Source organism: [Borrelia] finlandensis, assembly GCF_030438365.2.
Lineage (GTDB): Bacteria > Spirochaetota > Spirochaetia > Borreliales > Borreliaceae > Borreliella > Borreliella finlandensis.
This window is the reverse complement of sequence record NZ_CP124068.1, coordinates 1-17,939: the sequence shown is the minus strand read 5'-3', so window position 1 is coordinate 17,939 and position 17,939 is coordinate 1. Positions and strand designations below refer to the sequence as shown.

Annotated in this window: 18 protein-coding genes; 5 read left to right on the top strand and 13 right to left on the bottom strand. The window is 23.5% G+C overall.

What is annotated here, in order from left to right; translation table 11 throughout:
* Positions 1-244: 244 nt before the first annotated feature.
* From QIA19_RS00220 to QIA19_RS00205, 4 genes are all read right to left on the bottom strand, one after another.
* Entirely contained in the window at positions 245-382 is a 138-nt protein-coding gene (locus tag QIA19_RS00220) for a hypothetical protein (RefSeq protein ID WP_418905141.1), read from the bottom strand.
* A 1,450-nt stretch (positions 383-1,832) separates the two neighbouring features.
* Entirely contained in the window at positions 1,833-2,054 is a 222-nt protein-coding gene (locus tag QIA19_RS00215) for a hypothetical protein (protein WP_301364956.1), read from the bottom strand.
* 355 nt (positions 2,055-2,409) lie between these two features.
* Entirely contained in the window at positions 2,410-2,679 is a 270-nt protein-coding gene (locus QIA19_RS00210) for a hypothetical protein (protein ID WP_301364954.1), read from the bottom strand.
* On the bottom strand, positions 2,670-3,410 hold the full coding sequence (locus tag QIA19_RS00205) for a ParA family protein (RefSeq protein WP_301364952.1): 741 nt from the start codon (positions 3,408-3,410) through the stop codon (positions 2,670-2,672). The genes QIA19_RS00210 and QIA19_RS00205 overlap by 10 nt, the downstream gene beginning before the upstream one ends.
* Positions 3,411-5,068: 1,658 nt before the next feature.
* On the opposite strand from QIA19_RS00205, the gene QIA19_RS00200 reads away from it, so the two are divergent.
* Together QIA19_RS00200 and QIA19_RS00195 are read left to right on the top strand one after the other, a co-directional pair.
* Positions 5,069-5,731: a hypothetical protein gene (locus QIA19_RS00200; protein ID WP_301364950.1), complete on the top strand. Its 663-nt coding sequence runs from the start codon at positions 5,069-5,071 to the stop codon at positions 5,729-5,731.
* 692 nt (positions 5,732-6,423) lie between these two features.
* The gene (locus QIA19_RS00195) at positions 6,424-6,717 is read left to right on the top strand and encodes a DUF5425 domain-containing protein (protein WP_301364948.1); all 294 of its coding nucleotides are present in this window, start codon (positions 6,424-6,426) and stop codon (positions 6,715-6,717) included.
* Positions 6,718-6,866: 149 nt separating this feature from the next.
* Here QIA19_RS00195 and QIA19_RS00190 read toward each other — a convergent pair whose 3' ends face one another.
* The 3 genes from QIA19_RS00190 to QIA19_RS00180 all read right to left on the bottom strand — a co-directional run bounded on the left by QIA19_RS00190 (position 6,867) and on the right by QIA19_RS00180 (position 9,554).
* Complete coding sequence (locus QIA19_RS00190) at positions 6,867-7,970, bottom strand: plasmid maintenance protein (protein WP_301364946.1); 1,104 nt, start codon at positions 7,968-7,970, stop codon at positions 6,867-6,869.
* A 155-nt stretch (positions 7,971-8,125) separates the two neighbouring features.
* Positions 8,126-8,452 (bottom strand): hypothetical protein, encoded by a 327-nt coding sequence (locus QIA19_RS00185; protein ID WP_010890253.1) that lies wholly within the window; start codon positions 8,450-8,452, stop codon positions 8,126-8,128.
* Positions 8,453-8,600: 148 nt separating this feature from the next.
* Positions 8,601-9,554 (bottom strand): hypothetical protein, encoded by a 954-nt coding sequence (locus tag QIA19_RS00180; RefSeq protein ID WP_301364938.1) that lies wholly within the window; start codon positions 9,552-9,554, stop codon positions 8,601-8,603.
* 226 nt (positions 9,555-9,780) lie between these two features.
* Here QIA19_RS00180 and QIA19_RS00175 point away from each other — a divergent pair, with 226 nt between their 5' ends.
* On the top strand, positions 9,781-10,359 hold the full coding sequence (locus QIA19_RS00175) for a hypothetical protein (RefSeq protein WP_301364936.1): 579 nt from the start codon (positions 9,781-9,783) through the stop codon (positions 10,357-10,359).
* Between the two features lie 145 nt (positions 10,360-10,504).
* On the opposite strand, the gene QIA19_RS00170 is transcribed toward QIA19_RS00175, so the two are convergent.
* The 6 genes from QIA19_RS00170 to QIA19_RS00145 form a co-directional block, all read right to left on the bottom strand.
* Positions 10,505-11,188 (bottom strand): hypothetical protein, encoded by a 684-nt coding sequence (locus QIA19_RS00170; protein ID WP_301364934.1) that lies wholly within the window; start codon positions 11,186-11,188, stop codon positions 10,505-10,507.
* 1,286 nt (positions 11,189-12,474) lie between these two features.
* Positions 12,475-12,972 (bottom strand): CRASP family complement regulator-acquiring lipoprotein, encoded by a 498-nt coding sequence (locus tag QIA19_RS00165; protein ID WP_418905140.1) that lies wholly within the window; start codon positions 12,970-12,972, stop codon positions 12,475-12,477.
* A 58-nt stretch (positions 12,973-13,030) separates the two neighbouring features.
* A complete protein-coding gene (locus QIA19_RS00160) occupies positions 13,031-13,273 on the bottom strand; it encodes a hypothetical protein (protein WP_301364929.1) in 243 nt (80 codons plus the stop codon).
* A 338-nt stretch (positions 13,274-13,611) separates the two neighbouring features.
* Positions 13,612-13,743, bottom strand: a complete 132-nt coding sequence (locus QIA19_RS00155; RefSeq protein ID WP_363322303.1) for a transposase — start codon at positions 13,741-13,743, stop codon at positions 13,612-13,614.
* 326 nt (positions 13,744-14,069) lie between these two features.
* The gene (locus QIA19_RS00150; protein ID WP_363322301.1) at positions 14,070-14,546 is read right to left on the bottom strand and encodes a virulence associated lipoprotein; all 477 of its coding nucleotides are present in this window, start codon (positions 14,544-14,546) and stop codon (positions 14,070-14,072) included.
* A gap of 818 nt (positions 14,547-15,364) precedes the next feature.
* Positions 15,365-15,694 carry a P52 family lipoprotein gene (locus tag QIA19_RS00145; protein ID WP_418905142.1) on the bottom strand — a complete coding sequence of 110 codons (330 nt, stop codon included), beginning with the start codon at positions 15,692-15,694 and terminating at the stop codon, positions 15,365-15,367.
* 454 nt (positions 15,695-16,148) lie between these two features.
* Here QIA19_RS00145 and QIA19_RS00140 point away from each other — a divergent pair, with 454 nt between their 5' ends.
* Positions 16,149-16,331 carry a helix-turn-helix domain-containing protein gene (locus QIA19_RS00140; RefSeq protein WP_301364927.1) on the top strand — a complete coding sequence of 61 codons (183 nt, stop codon included), beginning with the start codon at positions 16,149-16,151 and terminating at the stop codon, positions 16,329-16,331.
* A 258-nt stretch (positions 16,332-16,589) separates the two neighbouring features.
* Positions 16,590-16,745: a hypothetical protein gene (locus QIA19_RS00135; protein ID WP_301364925.1), complete on the top strand. Its 156-nt coding sequence runs from the start codon at positions 16,590-16,592 to the stop codon at positions 16,743-16,745.
* Positions 16,746-17,939: the final 1,194 nt, after the last annotated feature.

The window sequence follows — 17,939 nt, the reverse complement described above, 5'->3', positions numbered from 1 at the left end:
TATTTATAGTTATTTAGTATAAAGCTCAATTTCCAAATTAAGGAAAAGAATAACTTCTACTCCTGTTCGACAAATTAACTTGTTTATAACAAGATATATATATAAATAGGGGATTAAATAATACTTATTGACGATAAAAATATTTTACTTTAAAAAAAGTACAAACTATAAAAAATAAAAGCACAAAAAAAATTACCATTTATATCAAATTATTTAAATTAGAAAAACAAGGAAAAATTAATACCTATAAACTACCAGAAAATATAACAGCTTCCAAAAAATATGGGAAAAGAAGTATTAATTTATATCCCAAAGAAGAAATTTTAAAATATTTTAAAACATCAAACTTTTCAAAAAGCAACAATCCCAACAAATATTTCACAAAGTATAATCCATTAGAATTGGTGAAAAATGCTATAACGTTTGAAGGGCTTGCAATCAAAATGTATAAAAATCCAATAATATTGCATAGCAAATCTTATTATTTTAAAATTTTAAAAAACAAATCCTAACTATGCCTTAGATCTGGATCAATATGGTTTATTTAAAATATTAAATACAGATTATATAGATTATATACTTATTATTTTATTTCAAGCCCTAGGGAAAAAAGAATGCCCATCAAATGCAACAAGATAAGTAAAAAATAAAAAACAAAAAATTTTTGTGTGGAAACTTTTCAAAAATAACATAGCTAAACCGGCATTTAAAAATACTCTCAAATACTAAGATTATAATATGCATTAGTAAATGCATAGAGAACTATCGATAAACAAAAATGGAATTTTTAAAAAATTGAGATAGACTGAAATTGAAGGAGAATTAAAATTTTTATGACAGCAATAATCGTGTATTCATGCTTGACTATGTGTATAATATATTTTCATATGCAACTAAAAACACTTTTTACAAAATTAATCAGATTTTGTAAAGAGTGTTTTGATATTTTTTTATTATTAATAGAAATGTTAAAATTAATTTTTTATCTATTAATTATTAATAATAAGCTTTATATATTTATAATAATATCAATAGCTTTAATTACAATTAATACAATGATCTAGCTTATTGTATTAATTGTAATTAAGCCAAATGATTGTATCCAACAAGTTAGCTAATATTTCTAAATCAAAGATTATCAAAATAAATTATTGCTTCATCTCATATGGCAACTTTTTAGATTATTTTTTATCTTAAAAATAGTTATCTACCAAAGCATGATTCACAAGCCTTGCTTCAGGCAGCTCCTGCTTTGAATTTTTATTTCTTTATAAAAAAAGAAGGATTCAAGATCTAATATTGTATTTATATCTCTATCACAACATTATTAATACTTTCCCCCAAAACATTCCTTTTTACATAAAATTAATTATCAAGCCCCCCATTATTATATTTTTATAATTATCCAAAAAATAATAAGATAATTTATGCAAAAAGTCTTTTCTTTAATTTAAAATTTTCTTATACAAATTAGCAACTATTAATCTAGATTTAGCTCTATTAATAGAACCCTTTTATTTTTTTAGTGATTTTTCTTTAGCATTTTTTAAATTTATTTTCATTTTTTATAAATATTTAGGATGATTGGCTTTTTCACATTAGCTACTCTTTTTTATCATTTCTAGTTTTATTTGTTATTTTTAACATCCAAGCTTTCAACTAATACTGAAATATAATATTTATTATCGACATTTTTTTCTACTACTACATTTTTAATAAGTTTATTACTATTATAATACTTCTATGTAGACATAACTTTACAAATTCTATTTTTAAAAGCTTTATATTCATTTTCCATTCTTATTGAACTTTTTTATATTAGCTCTAAAAATTTACCTATTTTTTACTCTTATATTTAGGACATCCTTGCGTTTTGCTTCCTTTTTTAATTTATCTAAAAAATTATTATACACAAAGTTTGAATTAATACATGCGCCACAAATAGTTAAAATATTGGCTTCCTTTAAGAATGGAAATATATTTTTATATTTGCCTGGATTAATACCAAAACTTTTCTTAAGTTTTTCATAAGAATCTTTCCAATCATTTAACATTTTGCCATACAAAAATCTTACACATCTAAATAATTTTAAATAATTTCTCTTGGTTGGTTTTAGGATATATTCTGTTTTTACAAGTTTTATCAGCCACTCATTATTATAATTACTTAGTCTATATAGAACACGAGATAACCTTTAATCCCTACATATTTATTAATTGCCAACGAGTACTAGTTACTAAATATAAGCATAAATGCTGGGCTTCTATTCCATCTTCACAAATTAATGCTTATTTTATTTCTTATGGAAAATAACTATTAATGAATTAATTATAACAAGGATCGCATTACCAATATTCAAACTTCTAAATTTATCAATAATCTAAATACAATATCTTCATTAAAGATCATCATTTCTTAGAAGCTGCTATATATTCCATAATTAAAATTCTTATAAAACCAGAAGCCGTCAATCCCTTTTTATCTAAAATAGAATAAAATTCAATCCAATATTCATATTTCAGCCCTACACTTATTTGTTTGATCGTCATCTTTGATTTACTAGGCTTAACATTTGAAATGTTATTACTAATAATATCCTCGTCACGAAAAGCAAATTTAGACTTGCCAACATTTTGTTTAATAATTTCTTCTAAATCAACTTCTTTGCTTATAGGCATAAAGCCTCCCCCAATCTTGAAAGTTCTAAAATAGTCCTGCTCTCAGGACAATAATCAAAAATCGACTTCTTATATAGCTGAGATTCTGCTATTTTAGCATCTTGTCCAACCTCATAAAGGTCATACCCAAAAGTTTTAAATTGATTCAGGTGTAAATTATGTCTTTTAAAACTTTTATTAAGCATATTACAAATAATCTTCTCATGTTTAACCTTTTTTCTATAAGATTTTAACAAAGAATCAAACTCTTCTTTAAAAATATTAATTCCTTCAAGACTTAAAAATTCTGGAGTCAGTGGAGTAACAACTTCACACATTGCAAGAATAATTCTTCGCTCCCAAAGCTCAAAACTGGGAGATAAATCAAAAATCGCAAATTCAAATCCCAATTTCTCCAATTCCAAGCAAAAATCATCTATCAAATATGGGAAATCTTGCAATTCATGTTGCACATCTCTTCTAAAAGTCCCACTCGGCACACATGGCAAAATATAAAAATTTTTTTGTATTTGCCTTACTACTCGATCTATATCTATCTTCTTTAAAAGAAAATCTTTAATATCCAGCTTAAGAATTTCATGATTAAGAAACCATGTAGAAGAACTTCCTTGCTGTATATCACAATCAACTAATATAACTTTTTTTGTTTTAGATAAGTAACTTGCAATATTTCCGCTTAAAGTAGTTTTGCCAACACCGCCTTTTTGAATATGAAATGCTATTTTCTTCATACAAGCTTCCTTTTAATTATTTTATATCATATATTAATTATTTTATATCATATATTAATTATTTTATATCATATATTAATTATTTTATATCATATATTAATTATTTTATATCATATATTAATTATTTTATATCATATATTAATTATTTTATATCATATATTAATTATTTTATATCATATATTAATTATTTTATATCATATATTAATTATTTTATATCATATATTAATTATTTTATATCATATATTAATTATTTAAATCTCTACCCATGGAAGTTGCTTTTAGAAAATATTTCAATAAATTAGATCTGATATGGTCTTAAAAACCAGTAAACTATTATTTAGAGAGCGTAATCAATTAATTTTATGCAAAAAGGAATGTGTGGAGGAAAAAGTATTAATTATTTAGAATACTATGAGCTTGCTTGTAAGGCAATTATAATATAAATCAAAATGATATTGATCTTTTTCATTAATTGGATAAATATTTTTCCACCAAGTAAAATATTTATCCAATTATGGTATTAGAAATGTAACTCTAAAATTAAGCAATAAAAACCAAGACAGGAATTGTCTGAAGTTACGTTTATTGTTCATGTCTTTGGTTTGGGGGATGCGGGGAGGGCTGCCCGTTCTTATAAAAAATAAAGAACCTAAAAAGCTGTCGTAGAATGAGACAAAAAAGTTGTTTTTATAATCTTTGATTTCTATTGCTATAATTTTATAATTAACTACAAAGTAAAAAAATAATTTATGTAAAAAGTCTCTCTTTGTTTTTTTGATATTTTTTTTTAGTATTCCTTAAGTTTATTTTCGTTATTTTTTTATTATTAGTTTTAAAAGTTTGCTTATTTCCTTACTCTTATGCTTAAGAAATCCTTGTATTCTATCTCTTTTTTTTAATTTCTTTAAAAGAATTTTATATACAGGGCTTAAGTCAATCCATGCATTACAAAAAGCCAAACTATAAACTTTTTTTAGCAATAAAAGCTCTATTTATATTTATTTGAATAAGTAATAAGATTTTGCTTATTTTTTCATAAAAATCTATCTTATCGCTTTAACATTGTGCTATATAAATCCTACACATCTAAATACTTTTAAAAAGCATTTCTTTTGGTTGGCGTTAAAATATATTTTGTATTTACAAATACCAATCTTCTCTTTACCAAATAATGTTTATTTTATGTTCTTTACAGAAAAAAGAACTTTTAATAAATTAAATTATAATAAAAATTAAATTCATTTATCACTAGAATTTACTTAAAATATTCAACCCTCTAAATTTATCAATAATCTAAAAAAGGCATCTTAAGCTATTGCCTTATTTATATTAGAAGTCTCTACCGATATCATAAAAAGTATATTCAGAGCTTAAAAATAAATCTGTTTTACAAACCCACATCCCCACCTAAATTTCAAAGAAATTATAGGCAGACAATTCTTCATTCTTTTTATTAAATTTATAAAAAGTCCTAAGAAACTTCTCTCTTAAGGACTTTTTATAAATGGTTAAAGGTTAAAGATAAGTTAAAATCTACAACAGTTTAGGAAAAAAACAAAATTAAAAATATTTTTTTATTTGTACTATGTATTAATTGATATATAATATCAATTAATACATAGTACTATATTATATCAATATATTTTTAAAGGATAAAAATGCAAAAAGAAATAACAATAAACTATAATGAATATACAATTGGAGGCATAAAAGGAACTTTCTTTGGAAATTCCCAATATGAAGCTAATTATCGAGCAAAAATAAATGGCTTTATAATTGACTTTTTTAAAATTCCCGTAAGTCTAAAGAAAAAATATGAACTTAATATTAAAGCCCTTAGTGATCCTAATTTTTTATCCACAAATATTGCAATGAATTGCATAAATACTTTCAAACTTATAGTTGATATTGTTAATATGCAAACCGGTGAAAATTACGATTACGACACATTTATTACGAAAACAGAAACAGAAAAAATGCTTAAATATGGAACAAAAATAATTGCCGCACTAGCAAGGCACTTCGACGAACAAAACAGAACTAACTTTAATGAAAGCTATTATGAATGGGAAAAAGGCTGGATAGATAAAAAGTGGATAAATTATGAACCAACTGCAGAAGAAATTAAAGAAATTCAAATAATGAATCAAAAATTAAATCCCTTAAAGCCCAAACATAAGAAAAAACCCCTTAATAAGGGTCAAATAAGGCTTTTACAAGCCATCAATAAAATTGAAGAACAATCACAACAACAGACTGCTAAACTAAATGGCAAAACTAAAAAATTAAAAGGAAATCATGGGGAAAAAACCAAAATTTAACATTTTACTTAAAAGCGTTTAATTTTATTTATTATTATTAAATAATATTTACAAAATTAAAAAAATAAAATATTATATATGTAAGGTAGAAAACGATCTGCCAACAGTCCCCAACACCCCTATTAATCCTCTCCAAATAAGATTAGGGGTAGGGACTTCTTTTTTAAAAAAAAAAGAACTAAAACATTTACTGCCTAAATCAATAAGTCTATAGCAAATAAAAAAAATGAAAATCTAAAAAATATAAATTAACTAAAAATTTGCATTGTGAATATAAAATTTTAATAACACCTTAAATTTAAACTAATATTTCTAAATCAAAGATTATAGAAATAGATGCTCAATTTATTTCATGGCAGATTTCTAGACTATTTTTCGAAGAACATTTCCCACTAAGACATAATTTGCAAACTTTACTTAGGGCAGCTCCTGTTTTGTTTTTTATTTATTTATTTATAAGAATATATAATTTTGTTCTAATTTTGCTTTAAAAAAAGGTTAATTTAGAATATAATTTCTATTGCTAAAATGCTAAAAATGGATATAAATTTGGACTAATTATATTGAAAAATAAATTAGACATATATACTATAACAATACTTAACTTTAAATTTTGAAATGTGTTTACTTGTGCTTTTTTGTAGTTTTTGTAAGGTAAATTTTGATTATTAAAATTTGGGAGAAGGGGGCTTATGAAAAAAAAATTTATTATTTCATTATTATTTATGGTGTTAACTTCTTTATTAATATTGGATTGTGATTTATCAATAAACAACGATCGAAACAAGATAGATGGGGCTTCTCATTTTAAAAAGAAATATATGGATAATTCGGATTATCAATGCTTAAGCAAAAAAGAGTCTGGGGCTAAAAATTCTCAAATTAAACTAGATGAGAATAATAACAGAAATCATTCTTATTATTCCAGAGTATCTAATGTTTCAGATTACTATGATAAAACTCATATATCTTTTAAAAGAAAATGATTAATTTTCTTTTAAAAATAAAAGCTTGCTTTGTCTACAATCTAATTTTAAAAGCTTTTAATTTGTATAATAAGTATGAATTTTTCATATTCCTTTTAATATAAATTTTGACAAGACTTTTTATTATAATATGAAAGTAGTAATTAATTTTAATTAATTGTAATTTTACTGATTCTTTTAAAGCCTTTATTGCTAGAAAAAAGAATAATTATTTTTTTTTCGTTGTTATTAGTCTTTTTATTTTCTAAGTAATTACTTTTATATTGTTCTTTTAAATTTTTATTTAAAAACGTTTTTTTAAATCTTTTTTCCCAAATTTCATTAAAGTCATTTGTTTTTTCGGTTTTTCCGTTCATCATCCATATTTTTTTACTATATTTATTTTTAAACTCTTTTATAAAGTGGTTTGAAATGTCTTCAATTTTATATTCTTCTTTATATTTTTCTATTGCCAACTTTAAGTTTCTTAATGCATTTACATAGGTTTTTTCGTTGTTACTTATTTTAAGTATTTTTGTTATTTGCATTTTTTTTATTTTGTGAACTTTTACTAACTTATTTGCAATATATTCTTTGTAAGAAATTTTAGTTATTTTTATATTCTTTTCTTCTATAGAATTCTTTATCTTATTTATATCTTTTATACCTTTAGGTATAACATCCGCAATTGATTCATCTGCAACTGAGCTTTTAGGTTTTATATTTTTTATATTGTTCTTGTTTATAGCATTGTTGATTTCCTTAGAAAAATCAGATACTATTTTTTTATCTTTTAAATATTCTTTTATTTCTTTATTAATTGCTTCTTGAATAATTGTAAAACGATGTTTCCAAAGATTTTTGTTTTGTATATAAAATGCAAAGCTTCCATTATCTTTGCCTAAATGTTTTAGTTTGGTTGTTATTAAGAGTATTTGATTTAAAAATGATATATCATATTCTAAGGTCCTGATTGATATTTTTTTATTATCTTTTGCAAGACATTTATTAACTATATTGTATATTTCTATTGTAGAATATGTTTTAAGTTTGTTAGATTTATAGTATTGTTTGTTTTTAAGATCAATTGCCCAGCATACCTTGAGTATTCGTTGATATATGGCCCTTTTTTTAGTTAAATATGATTTTAGCCTTGAGTGTTTTAACTCTATTAAATTAGCACTTACGTTTTTTTGATTGTACTTTATGATTTCTTCTAATGTTATGAGATTATTAAAATTTGCATTGACATTCTTTTTTATTTTTATTATCATTATCTTATCCTGGCTTCTGAAGTTAAATTTGTTGTGGTTTCAGAAGCTTTTTCAATTATTTGGCTTGCATTCTAAATTCTTACTGTATTACAAACGAAATAATTAACTTTTTACCATATTCTATAGCAATGTTTTTAAAATGTCAATATGATAGATTATAAAATATGACCCATCTTTTTTGAAGCAATTTGTATTTCATGTTTTGTAGATTTTCGGCTCATTATTTTTTTTGCTTGCTCAATTCTTAATTGAATTGTTTCTTTCATGCTGTTTGTAATGGGTTTGGGCCTTCTAAAGTCCATTAGAAAATATGTGCAAAAATCTTCTAAAAGGTAAGGGCGATTGTCTACATGGATTGCGCATTTTAAAATTTTTGATTTTTTAGATATAGTATTTTTGCTAATTGAAAGATTATAAGAATCTTCTAATATATTTTGGAATTCTTTTAAAGAATAAAGTCTTACACCGTTAATACTTAACATAAATACCTCATAATTTTATTTTATTATATATTGTGTGTTAGTTTCAAGGATGTTAGGTTATATGTTGAATACTTTTTTAGGGCGTTTGTCAAGAGCTATTAGATTGTGTAGCTCGGGTAGATTGCAGCAATTTGTCTTTCCTAAAAAATTACAATAATGTGATATTTTTAAGAAATGGGGTTATATTTGAAGCTTGGTTTAAGTATTTTTTTTCAATTTTATCTTCTAATAAGGTGATATCGATTTTGATACAGCTGTTCTCTTGTATAATATTGATGTCATTTAATATAAAGTCTAAGTTATTTAAGTTTAAATTTTTAATCAAAAAATTTGTTCTTTCTAAGAAGGTTAGCTTTATTTTACCCCCCAACCCATTCTCATTTTCAATAAAAGATCTTAACGTTTTTAGAATTTTTTGTTTATTGTTGATAGTTTTTATTTGATTTGAATTTGTTAAGATCAGTTCTTCGTAGATTTTTGTGCTCAGATTTAGTAACATTCTATTCGTTGTTTTAATGTTTGCATTTAAACTTTCATTGGTTTTTATATCGGTGGTATTAATAGTTTTGATATTTGAATAGCTGATTTTTGTTAAAAACGGAAGTTCAATGGTCTTGTCGATGCCTTTTAATAATAAATTAACTTTTTGGTTGTTTGCTTTGTTTTCAAAAAGGTAAGTATTGTTATTTTTTATAATAGGAATAAACGCATTTTCTATATTTTCTTTTCTATAAATAGATCCAAGTATTTTAAGTTCGATTAGGTAAATTTCATCTTTATTACTAGCTTCTAAGTCAATTGTGTAAACTTTGACTACCATCATGTCGTAAACTATTTTAAGTTTTTCTTCACTTACATAGTTAATATAAAATTCAAGTTTTCCCTTTAGAATGTCTTGTGGTAATTTAGAAAATTCATTTGACCTTAATTGCAGGCTAATAATTCCACCTTTAAATGTTTTAAGCGCTATATTCTCTTTTGAATTTATTTGAATAGTTTTTTCAAAATTAAGTTCAAATTTAAAAGCTATTGGGTTGATAATGAAGATTTTTTTGTTTTTTACAAAGTAAGTATTAATAATTGACCTTGGGTCAGTATACACGATTTCTCCTATAGATGCACTTTGAAATTTATATAAATTGGGATTAGATATAATCTAATCTTTAAATTGGTTTTTGTTAGAACAACACCTAATGATAATAGTTTTCTAATTTTAATTCAAGCTCTAAAATTAGAATGTTTTTATTTGAATTGATTATATTATTTAATTTTCTAATTTTTGAGAATTTTTTTTAAAATAAATATAAGATAAATTAAGGGGGGTTTTAATGAATTTAAAATTTATTTTAAAGTATTTTATTTTGGTGTTTTTTTTAGTTTCTTGTCAAACTTATCAAATAGCTTATGATAGGTTTTCTCAAGTATTAGATTCACAATATGATATTGGGGTAAATTATTCTAGAGATGGAATATTTAAGTCTGTAATTTCTATTAAATATGATAAATTGAAAAATAAAAGAGAATATTTTATTTTAGTTAGAGTTGAATCTAGAAATTCTAGTCAAATAAAGCCTGAAAAGATAATAACAGATACTAGATTTGAGGCTAAAGGAGAGTTGGTTTCAGAGGATAGCAAGCGTGTTGTTTATTATAACGATTTTTATGATTCATATTTCCCTTATGATTACACAACAGTGATTACTGAAAAAAATATTAAGGTAGAAATTTATAAATTTATTATTTCAGAAAGCGAATTTATAAGATTTGTTGCCTTGGGGAATGATAATATAGCAGCATTTAGAATTTATGCGTTCAGAAATGATGTTATTGTAAGTTTTAATAAGATTCCTTTTAAAAAGTTTTTGGATGATTTTAATTCAAAAGTTAAATTACTTGGTGGCAGTTGACTTAAATTTAAATAATTTTTAAGCCCAAGTTAAGTAATTATTTACTAAAAGGGATATAGATTAAGGTTATTTAGTATAAACAAGGTTTTTGATATTAGTTTATTATAATATCGACTTTAAAATGTTTTTAATATCACCTATTGTGTTAATCTTTTGAAAAATTAATAAATTCTAGTATCGCTTTTTCATTTCTCAGCAAGAATAGCCCTTCCCTTATTCCATTATGGAATTCTTCAAAGGAAATTAAGATTGTTTTTAAATTTTTATCTTTATCATCTATATTGTCGTAATAAAATATAAAGTAAGGTCTTCCAGTATTATCTTTAAAGCCAAGAAAATTTACAAATATTACTGTTTCTTGAAAATCTGTTTTTAAATTGTATGAGTGACCATTTTTGTATAAAAAAATTCCATTTCCTTCAAGATTTTTAATTTCTAAATTATTGATTGTATTTTTAATTTTAGCAAAACTCTCAATTGCTTGTAAAATATATTTTATTGATGAAAATTTGGCATAGTATATACGGCTATTGATTTGAAATTCTAAAAAGATCCCGCATTCATTTCCGGCTTTAATTACATCTTGCTCATTTTTAATAGAAGTTGCAATTTTTTTGTCAATAACAAGATTGATTTTGAATGTAGAAATATGGTTTAAGGTTTTTACATTGTCAATTGCTAAATTTTCTGCTAGATAGACTTTATAATTAATAAATATCCCTTTTAGATTTTTAATTTTAGCTTGTTTAAATTCATAGTTTATATTTTGAGCATATATTGCTAAATTTTTAATCAAAAATATTAAGAATATAAAAGTTTTATTTTTCATTATACAACTTATTATATGATAGCAGTCTTGAATAATTTTAGTAAGCCTTTTTATCTATTAAGTCTGAAATTTATAAAAATTTTAGCTATAAAACTACTGTTTCTAAATTAAGAATTATAAAAACAGCTTTTTGCTTTATTCTGGATAGCTATATAATAATTGTCTTGCAATTGCATACAATTTTAAATCATTAATACTTTTTCTAAACATTCCTTTTTGCATAGCTTTAATTTATAGCTTTCTATTGCTATGTTTTATAATTAGCTATAAATATAGGCATAAATGTGTAAATTCTAAGCTTTCATCTTTTTTCATCCAAATAATACTTATTTTCTTTTCTTTATAGAAAAGAGTTCTTAATAAATCTAGTTATGATAATGATCTCATTCATTTATTATTAAAATTTGCTTTCAATATTTAACCTTCTGAATTCATCAATAATCCAAAGACAGTAATCTTAAAGATTTATAAGAAAAAATATTTTACTTATAAATATAAGCATTACTTAACCCCTTATTTTGGCTTTGAATAATATTTGATTTTCTCTGCAAAAATCTAATTTTTTTTAAAAAAAAATTAAAATACCTGGTAATACTCAATTATTGAACTAATAATTGAGTATTAAATATTCTCCTTTTTTAAAATTAAAAGAATTTATTATCAATATTTACTTCATACCATACATTCTTTTAAATAAACCTCTTATCTTTAAGGGGTTTTCTTTTTATATAGAGTAAATCAAAAATCAATTAAACTCTTTAACCTAAAACTCTTGTCAAGCAAATATATAAACTTTTTTAACTTATCCTAATTGATAACTTTAACAAAGAATTATCCATCTATAATTTTTATGAAATTTAGATTGAAATGAATTTATTAATAAATGGATTTATTTTGGTTCCGAATATACTTTTAATAATACCAATAATTTTCAGTAGAGATAAATAACTTCTAGAGATTAAAAACAAGGTTTTAAGTAATGCTTATATTTATAAGTAAAATATTTTTTCTTATAAATCTTTAAGATTACTGTCTTTGGATTATTGATGAATTCAGAAGGTTAAATATTGAAAGCAAATTTTAATGATAAATGAATGAGATCATTATCATAACTGGATTTATTAAGAACTCTTTTCTATAAAGAGTACTAAACATAAGATATCATAAAAAAGAATATTTAAAACCAATAAATCAATTGCCTGTCTTTTATTAAAGACGGGCTTTTGCATTGCGATAATTCCAATATATAATTTAAATTTTATTTGTAATTGAAAATATATCATTATTTAGTTCCTCTGTTTTTTTCTTTTTTCTACTATTTGATTGTAAAGTGTGTCTGTATGAGATTTGAGCTTATTTTCGTCTGTTCTTATATTATTTTCATCATTTTGATAATCTAATAAAAGTTGGTGCATCATTTTTGAGACAGTTGTTGTTTTTGTTGTGGATATTAATTTTTCAAACAAATTTTTAAGCTTTTTTAGATTTGAAATCTCTAGTTTTTCTAGATTGTCTTTGGAATATAAGTGAACAATCAAATTTGCAAGAGTGTGTTCAATTGCTTTAAGAGTGTTGAACATGCCTTGCATTTGTCCTGATAACATTACAATTCCTGAAAATTTCTTTAATTGATTATCATTAATAGTATTTAAAATGCTGTAAGTATTTTTTCTATATCTTTTTGCTCGCTCGGTATCAGCGGCCACCTTTTCACCTCGCGATGATGCCCAGCTCAAGGCTTTAAAAGCCTCTGCTTCATATTGTTCTTTAGGGCCTTCTTTCAACTTTTTTTCATATTTTTTGTTATCTGCATGTGTTTTGTCTATTAAATTTCTTAAATCATTAAGCAATATGTTTTTGGGGGTTTGTATAATAGTTTTCTTTTTGATTAGAGTTTTCTTCTTGATTTGGATTTGCTTTTGTCTTAGGTTCTAATTCTTTTTTACTAGATTTTAATCTTTTTTTATTAGATTTTGGTACTTTTTTACTAGATTGATAATTCATATCTTTTTGCCGAGTGTCAAAATCTGGATTGCAAGCTAAAAATAGAAAAATAAATAAGCTCACAATGATTTTATGTTTCACCAATATTCTCCTTACTTGAAATCTAAAATCTCTAATATTAAATATAATCCAATATTCAATATAATACAGTATTTAATATTATATTAAATACTGTATTATATTGAAATTATCATAATAATATTTTTATTTCGAGAAGTTTTATAGTATTTTAAGCTTTTTAAAAATTACTTTGATTGATTTTTATTAAATTAGTTAATAATAAATTTGTTTTGATCCTAAATATACTTTTTTGATTATATCAAAAGAACTTCCCCTATTATAGATATAATTTCTAGATCAAAATAAGGTTTCAAATAATACTTATCTAAATTAGTAAAATATTTTTTCTTTATAAGCCTTTAAGATGCTATTTTTAGATTATTTATGAATTTAAAAATTTGAATATTCGGGATAAATTCTAGTAATAAATGAATATGATCCTTATCATAATTAAATTCATTAAGGGTTCTTTTACATAAAGAATTTGCTATGCAATTTTAATTTTTGTTTGTAACCGCTAATTATTAAAAATAAAATTATTAAAGGTAATTAATGTAAAATTAATTACCTTTAAATATACTTCTTTTAAAGAATATATCATTAGTAATATTAATCTATTACTAATGATATTATTAAATTAAAGATCTATGCAAACATCAGCTTACTTATTATTAAAATTAAAGTTTATGTAAATTATAGGTTAAAAATTTTTTGTAATCTTTAGTAAGAGTGTTAAACCTATCTTTAATAAAAGATAGGTTTTGTATTATAACAATTTCAATATATAATTTAAAGGCTATTATATATTGAATATATGTCATTTTTTAGTTTTTCTGCTTCTTTTCTTTTTTTTTGAGATTTGATTGCAAATATCTTCTACATGAGATTTAAGTTCATTTTCATCTGTTTGTATGTTATTTATATTGTTTTGATAGTCTAATAAGAGTTGCTGCATCATTTCTGAGACTGTTGTTTTTGTAGATAAAGATTTTCCCAAATAATCTTTAAGCTTTTTTAAATCTGAAGTCTCTAGTTCTTCTAGATTATCTTTTTTGGGATATAAAAAAGCAACTACGTCTTCAAAATCACTTCCAGGTGAGTTAAAGATGTTAAATATGCCTTGTATTTGGCCTGATGACTCTGCAATTTTTGAAAAGGTTTTTAATTCATTATCATTAATAGTATTTGTTAAAATACTATAAGTTCGATTTCTATAGCTTTTGGAGCTTTCAGTGTTTTCGGCCACCTTTTCGCCCGGTAATGATGGCCAGCCCAAGATTTTGAAAGCCAACATTTCATATTGGGTTTTAGATTCTTCTTTTAGCTTTTTTTCATATTTTTTGTTGTCTATATAAGCTTGTTCTATTAAATTCCTTAAATTATCAAGCAGTGTGTTTTCTGTTTTTTTATTAAGATCTTCTTCTTGAATAGAGTTTTCTTTTTGATTTGGGCCTTCTTTTTGAGTTAGATTTGCTTCCGTCTTAGATTTTAATCCTTTTTTACTAGATTAATACTTCATATTTTTTTGATTGGTGTTGAAATCTGGATTGCAAGCTGAAAACAGAAAAATAAATAAGCCCCCAATGATTTTATGTTTCATAAATATTCTCCTTAATTAAAATCTAAAATCCAATATCTAATATAGTCCAATATTAAACATAATCCAATATTAAATATAATATTGGATTTATCATAATAAGCATATTATTATGATAAGTTTTATATTAATTTGAGTCTTGTAATATTGATTTTTTATAGAAAATTTTTATTTAATATCTAGAAATTAAATTTCTATAAATCAATATAATGATTTGATATTTAATAATTTTTGAGAAAAGATAAAATTGGCATATGCTTGGGCACTTATCAGGCAAACAAAATCCAAATAAAACTTAAAGCTAATATTATTAATAAACATTAAGCAACGTTCTCATATATAGCCTTTGCCCATCTTACTACCAAAGTAAACTATAAATATATAAATATACAAGTTTATCAAAATGCTATTTTTACTAAACTTAAAAAGCGCTGCTAAAATAGATTGCTCTAGAACTAATATATACCCATGCGTATCTTAATCAAAATGCTTATATCTAAGAAAACATAATTCTCTTATACATAAATAAGGCTAATAAACTTCATTTTTAATTTACTATTCTGATTATTTTCCCTGTCAAACAACTTAATTGAACCTTTAGATCGCTCAGAATCTAAATCTAAAAAGAATTTATCAAAATATTTCTTAGTATAGCAAGATAATAAAAGTATGTCGCAACAACTATCATATTTCAAACTGTGGAAAATCTTTTCTATATTATCAAGCAACCGGAGCTCAGATGTATATAACCTTAAATTAGAAAATTTGCCTTCAGTAATAATATCATTAGAACATATCCCACAACTTTCTAAATGTTTAAAATTTTTGAAAAAAAGTTTAAACAGCTTGTTCTTACTATAATATTTATATGTTCAGGTCCACTATTGATCAACAATATTTTAAAGTTAAGAAAGAAATAAAAAGTATATTTTAAGATAATTTTTATTTTTATATTAATTTTTTTATTCTACGTAAGAATTAATTTATTAATAAATAAAGATTAGATTTCTAAAATCAATAACATTTTATGTATGTTTTGTTTTTAAGGTTGTGCTTACTTTGTATTTCATTTTGAATAAATTTGTGGATAAAAAATGAAAAGCGCAGCTATAATGGAAGTTATTTGGGGGGATAAAAATATGTGAAAAGGGGTGTTTTAATAATGGTGCCATAAAAAATGTTTTCAATTTTTATGGTTTAATAGAAGCAATAAGCTTGACTGTTAATAAGGATATGGGGTTATAGCAAGTTGATTTTAGATTGTAGTTTTTGACTTTTTTGAAAAATGAGTGTTAGTGATTGGCCTATAAATACAAAATACATACTAATACTAATCAAAAAAATAATATTTTCAAAAGTATATTTGGGTGTTTGAGGTTTTTGTATAATAAAATGTTAAGTGATAGCATGGAATATTATGAAAAAGTCAAGAAAAGTTTTAGTATTAATCCAGGTAAATATAAAAATAAATTTTCGTTTTAAGGTAGGCTGATAGCTTAGCTCTTTGTAGCGCATGGATTAACCCAAGCTCTGCATCATATATATATGGGCTTATAAGTTAATTATCGTATAAATGGAGTAGCATAAAAACCATGTATCATGCGAGATTTTTTATAAATATTTTCAAAAGGTCCGTAGTTGGAACAGGGAAGTTTTCAATTTTTTTTCATCACAAATTCTTTTAACAAGGAGAAAAATGGATTGATTTGTTTTTATTAATAAAGATTTGAGGGATATGTTTTGGAGATTTTCTATGAGTTTGAGAAAATCAAGTATGATGAATTTTGCAGTGATTTTATGTTTGTAAATTTTCTAAAAAAATCAAAACTTGTAATAAAGCCTTATTACATTGAGCTTGGGTTGTTAAAAAACCAGCAGCGTGTTTTTGTGTATTAATAATATGGCTTGTTTGATTGAGAAGCGCGTAATAATAGATTTTTTAGAAAATTATATAAGCAAATATCGGATTTAGAAAAAGAAGTATTTAAATTTTATTCCAAAGATTTGGAGATTTGGATTCCGCAAAGGTATTGTAACTAATTGGATTGGGTTTTATATAAAAAATAGAAAATTGAAAAAATTAGTAATTCTAGCCAACAGAATTGGGCGATTTTTAAAATATTTTGCTATTTAGATCTTGATCTGTATTCAATGTATTAGTAATTCGGTAAATTATGTGAAGGCAGTAGGTTTTTGCAACAAGAAATTATCGAAGAGCAAATACAAAGAGTTCTTTTGGCTAGGCATGGAACAGTTAATGGCACAAGATTTGTTAAAAAGAGCTAAAAATCGAGAGGCAATTCTTTGTAAAGGCTTAAGGCGAGTAATATAATAATAACTATTATTAGTAGTAATGCCACTTATATACACCCTCTGTTATGTTGCTAATTAGTAGAGCTTTAAAATAGAATTACAAAGCCTTTTTACTTTTATTTACTATAAAAAAATAGGATATAAATAGCAATCTATTTGATGTAGACAAAATCAATTATGTAGCAAAAAATATATTTGATTTTAAGATTATAAATAGCAAAACTTACATATTAGGGCATTTGCATCTTTAAAGCTAAATCGAAACAATCTAAATTAATATTAAAATAACTCTAATAGGCTTTAAGCTACTATTATAAATTTGATTTTTGATTTTTTATCAAAAAGGAAGACTTGCAGAAATTTAAATACTCTAAGACATTATACATTGATGTAAAATCAAATATATAAAAATCTACAAAAATACTAATAAATTGTAAAAGTGAACTATTGATGTCTATATTTTCAATATATCTGGAAATTATTATTGGAGTAAATTATAGAATGTGTTTGAATTTGTAAACTGTTGTTCAATTAATAATAATTTATATCAGAATTGAAATTATGAGCAGTTTTGATATTTAGATTTTTCATATGGTGTAACAGACTTGTAAAAGTCATAATAATTTTAAGTAATTTTTGCCATAAGAATTGATAAGATGTTCACTAATTGGAATGAATTTATATGGCCATTTTTAAAAAAGTCAAAGCTTTAGCTTTTTACGTTACATTTTGAGCTTTTTTTAGAGTTAAAATATCTATACTATTAAAAAATTATAT

Excerpts from the sequence above, each read along its gene's own strand:
- QIA19_RS00215 (WP_301364956.1), bottom strand. The coding sequence starts at position 2,054 with ATGTTAAATGATTGGAAAGATTCTTATGAAAAACTTAAGAAAAGTTTT.
- QIA19_RS00210 (WP_301364954.1), bottom strand. The coding sequence starts at position 2,679 with ATGCCTATAAGCAAAGAAGTTGATTTAGAAGAAATTATTAAACAAAAT.
- QIA19_RS00205 (WP_301364952.1), bottom strand. The coding sequence starts at position 3,410 with ATGAAGAAAATAGCATTTCATATTCAAAAAGGCGGTGTTGGCAAAACT.
- QIA19_RS00200 (WP_301364950.1), top strand. The coding sequence starts at position 5,069 with ATGCAAAAAGAAATAACAATAAACTATAATGAATATACAATTGGAGGC.
- QIA19_RS00195 (WP_301364948.1), top strand. The coding sequence starts at position 6,424 with ATGAAAAAAAAATTTATTATTTCATTATTATTTATGGTGTTAACTTCT.
- QIA19_RS00190 (WP_301364946.1), bottom strand. The coding sequence starts at position 7,970 with ATGATAATAAAAATAAAAAAGAATGTCAATGCAAATTTTAATAATCTC.
- QIA19_RS00185 (WP_010890253.1), bottom strand. The coding sequence starts at position 8,452 with ATGTTAAGTATTAACGGTGTAAGACTTTATTCTTTAAAAGAATTCCAA.
- QIA19_RS00175 (WP_301364936.1), top strand. The coding sequence starts at position 9,781 with ATGAATTTAAAATTTATTTTAAAGTATTTTATTTTGGTGTTTTTTTTA.
- QIA19_RS00170 (WP_301364934.1), bottom strand. The coding sequence starts at position 11,188 with ATGAAAAATAAAACTTTTATATTCTTAATATTTTTGATTAAAAATTTA.
- QIA19_RS00150 (WP_363322301.1), bottom strand. The coding sequence starts at position 14,546 with ATGTTGGCTTTCAAAATCTTGGGCTGGCCATCATTACCGGGCGAAAAG.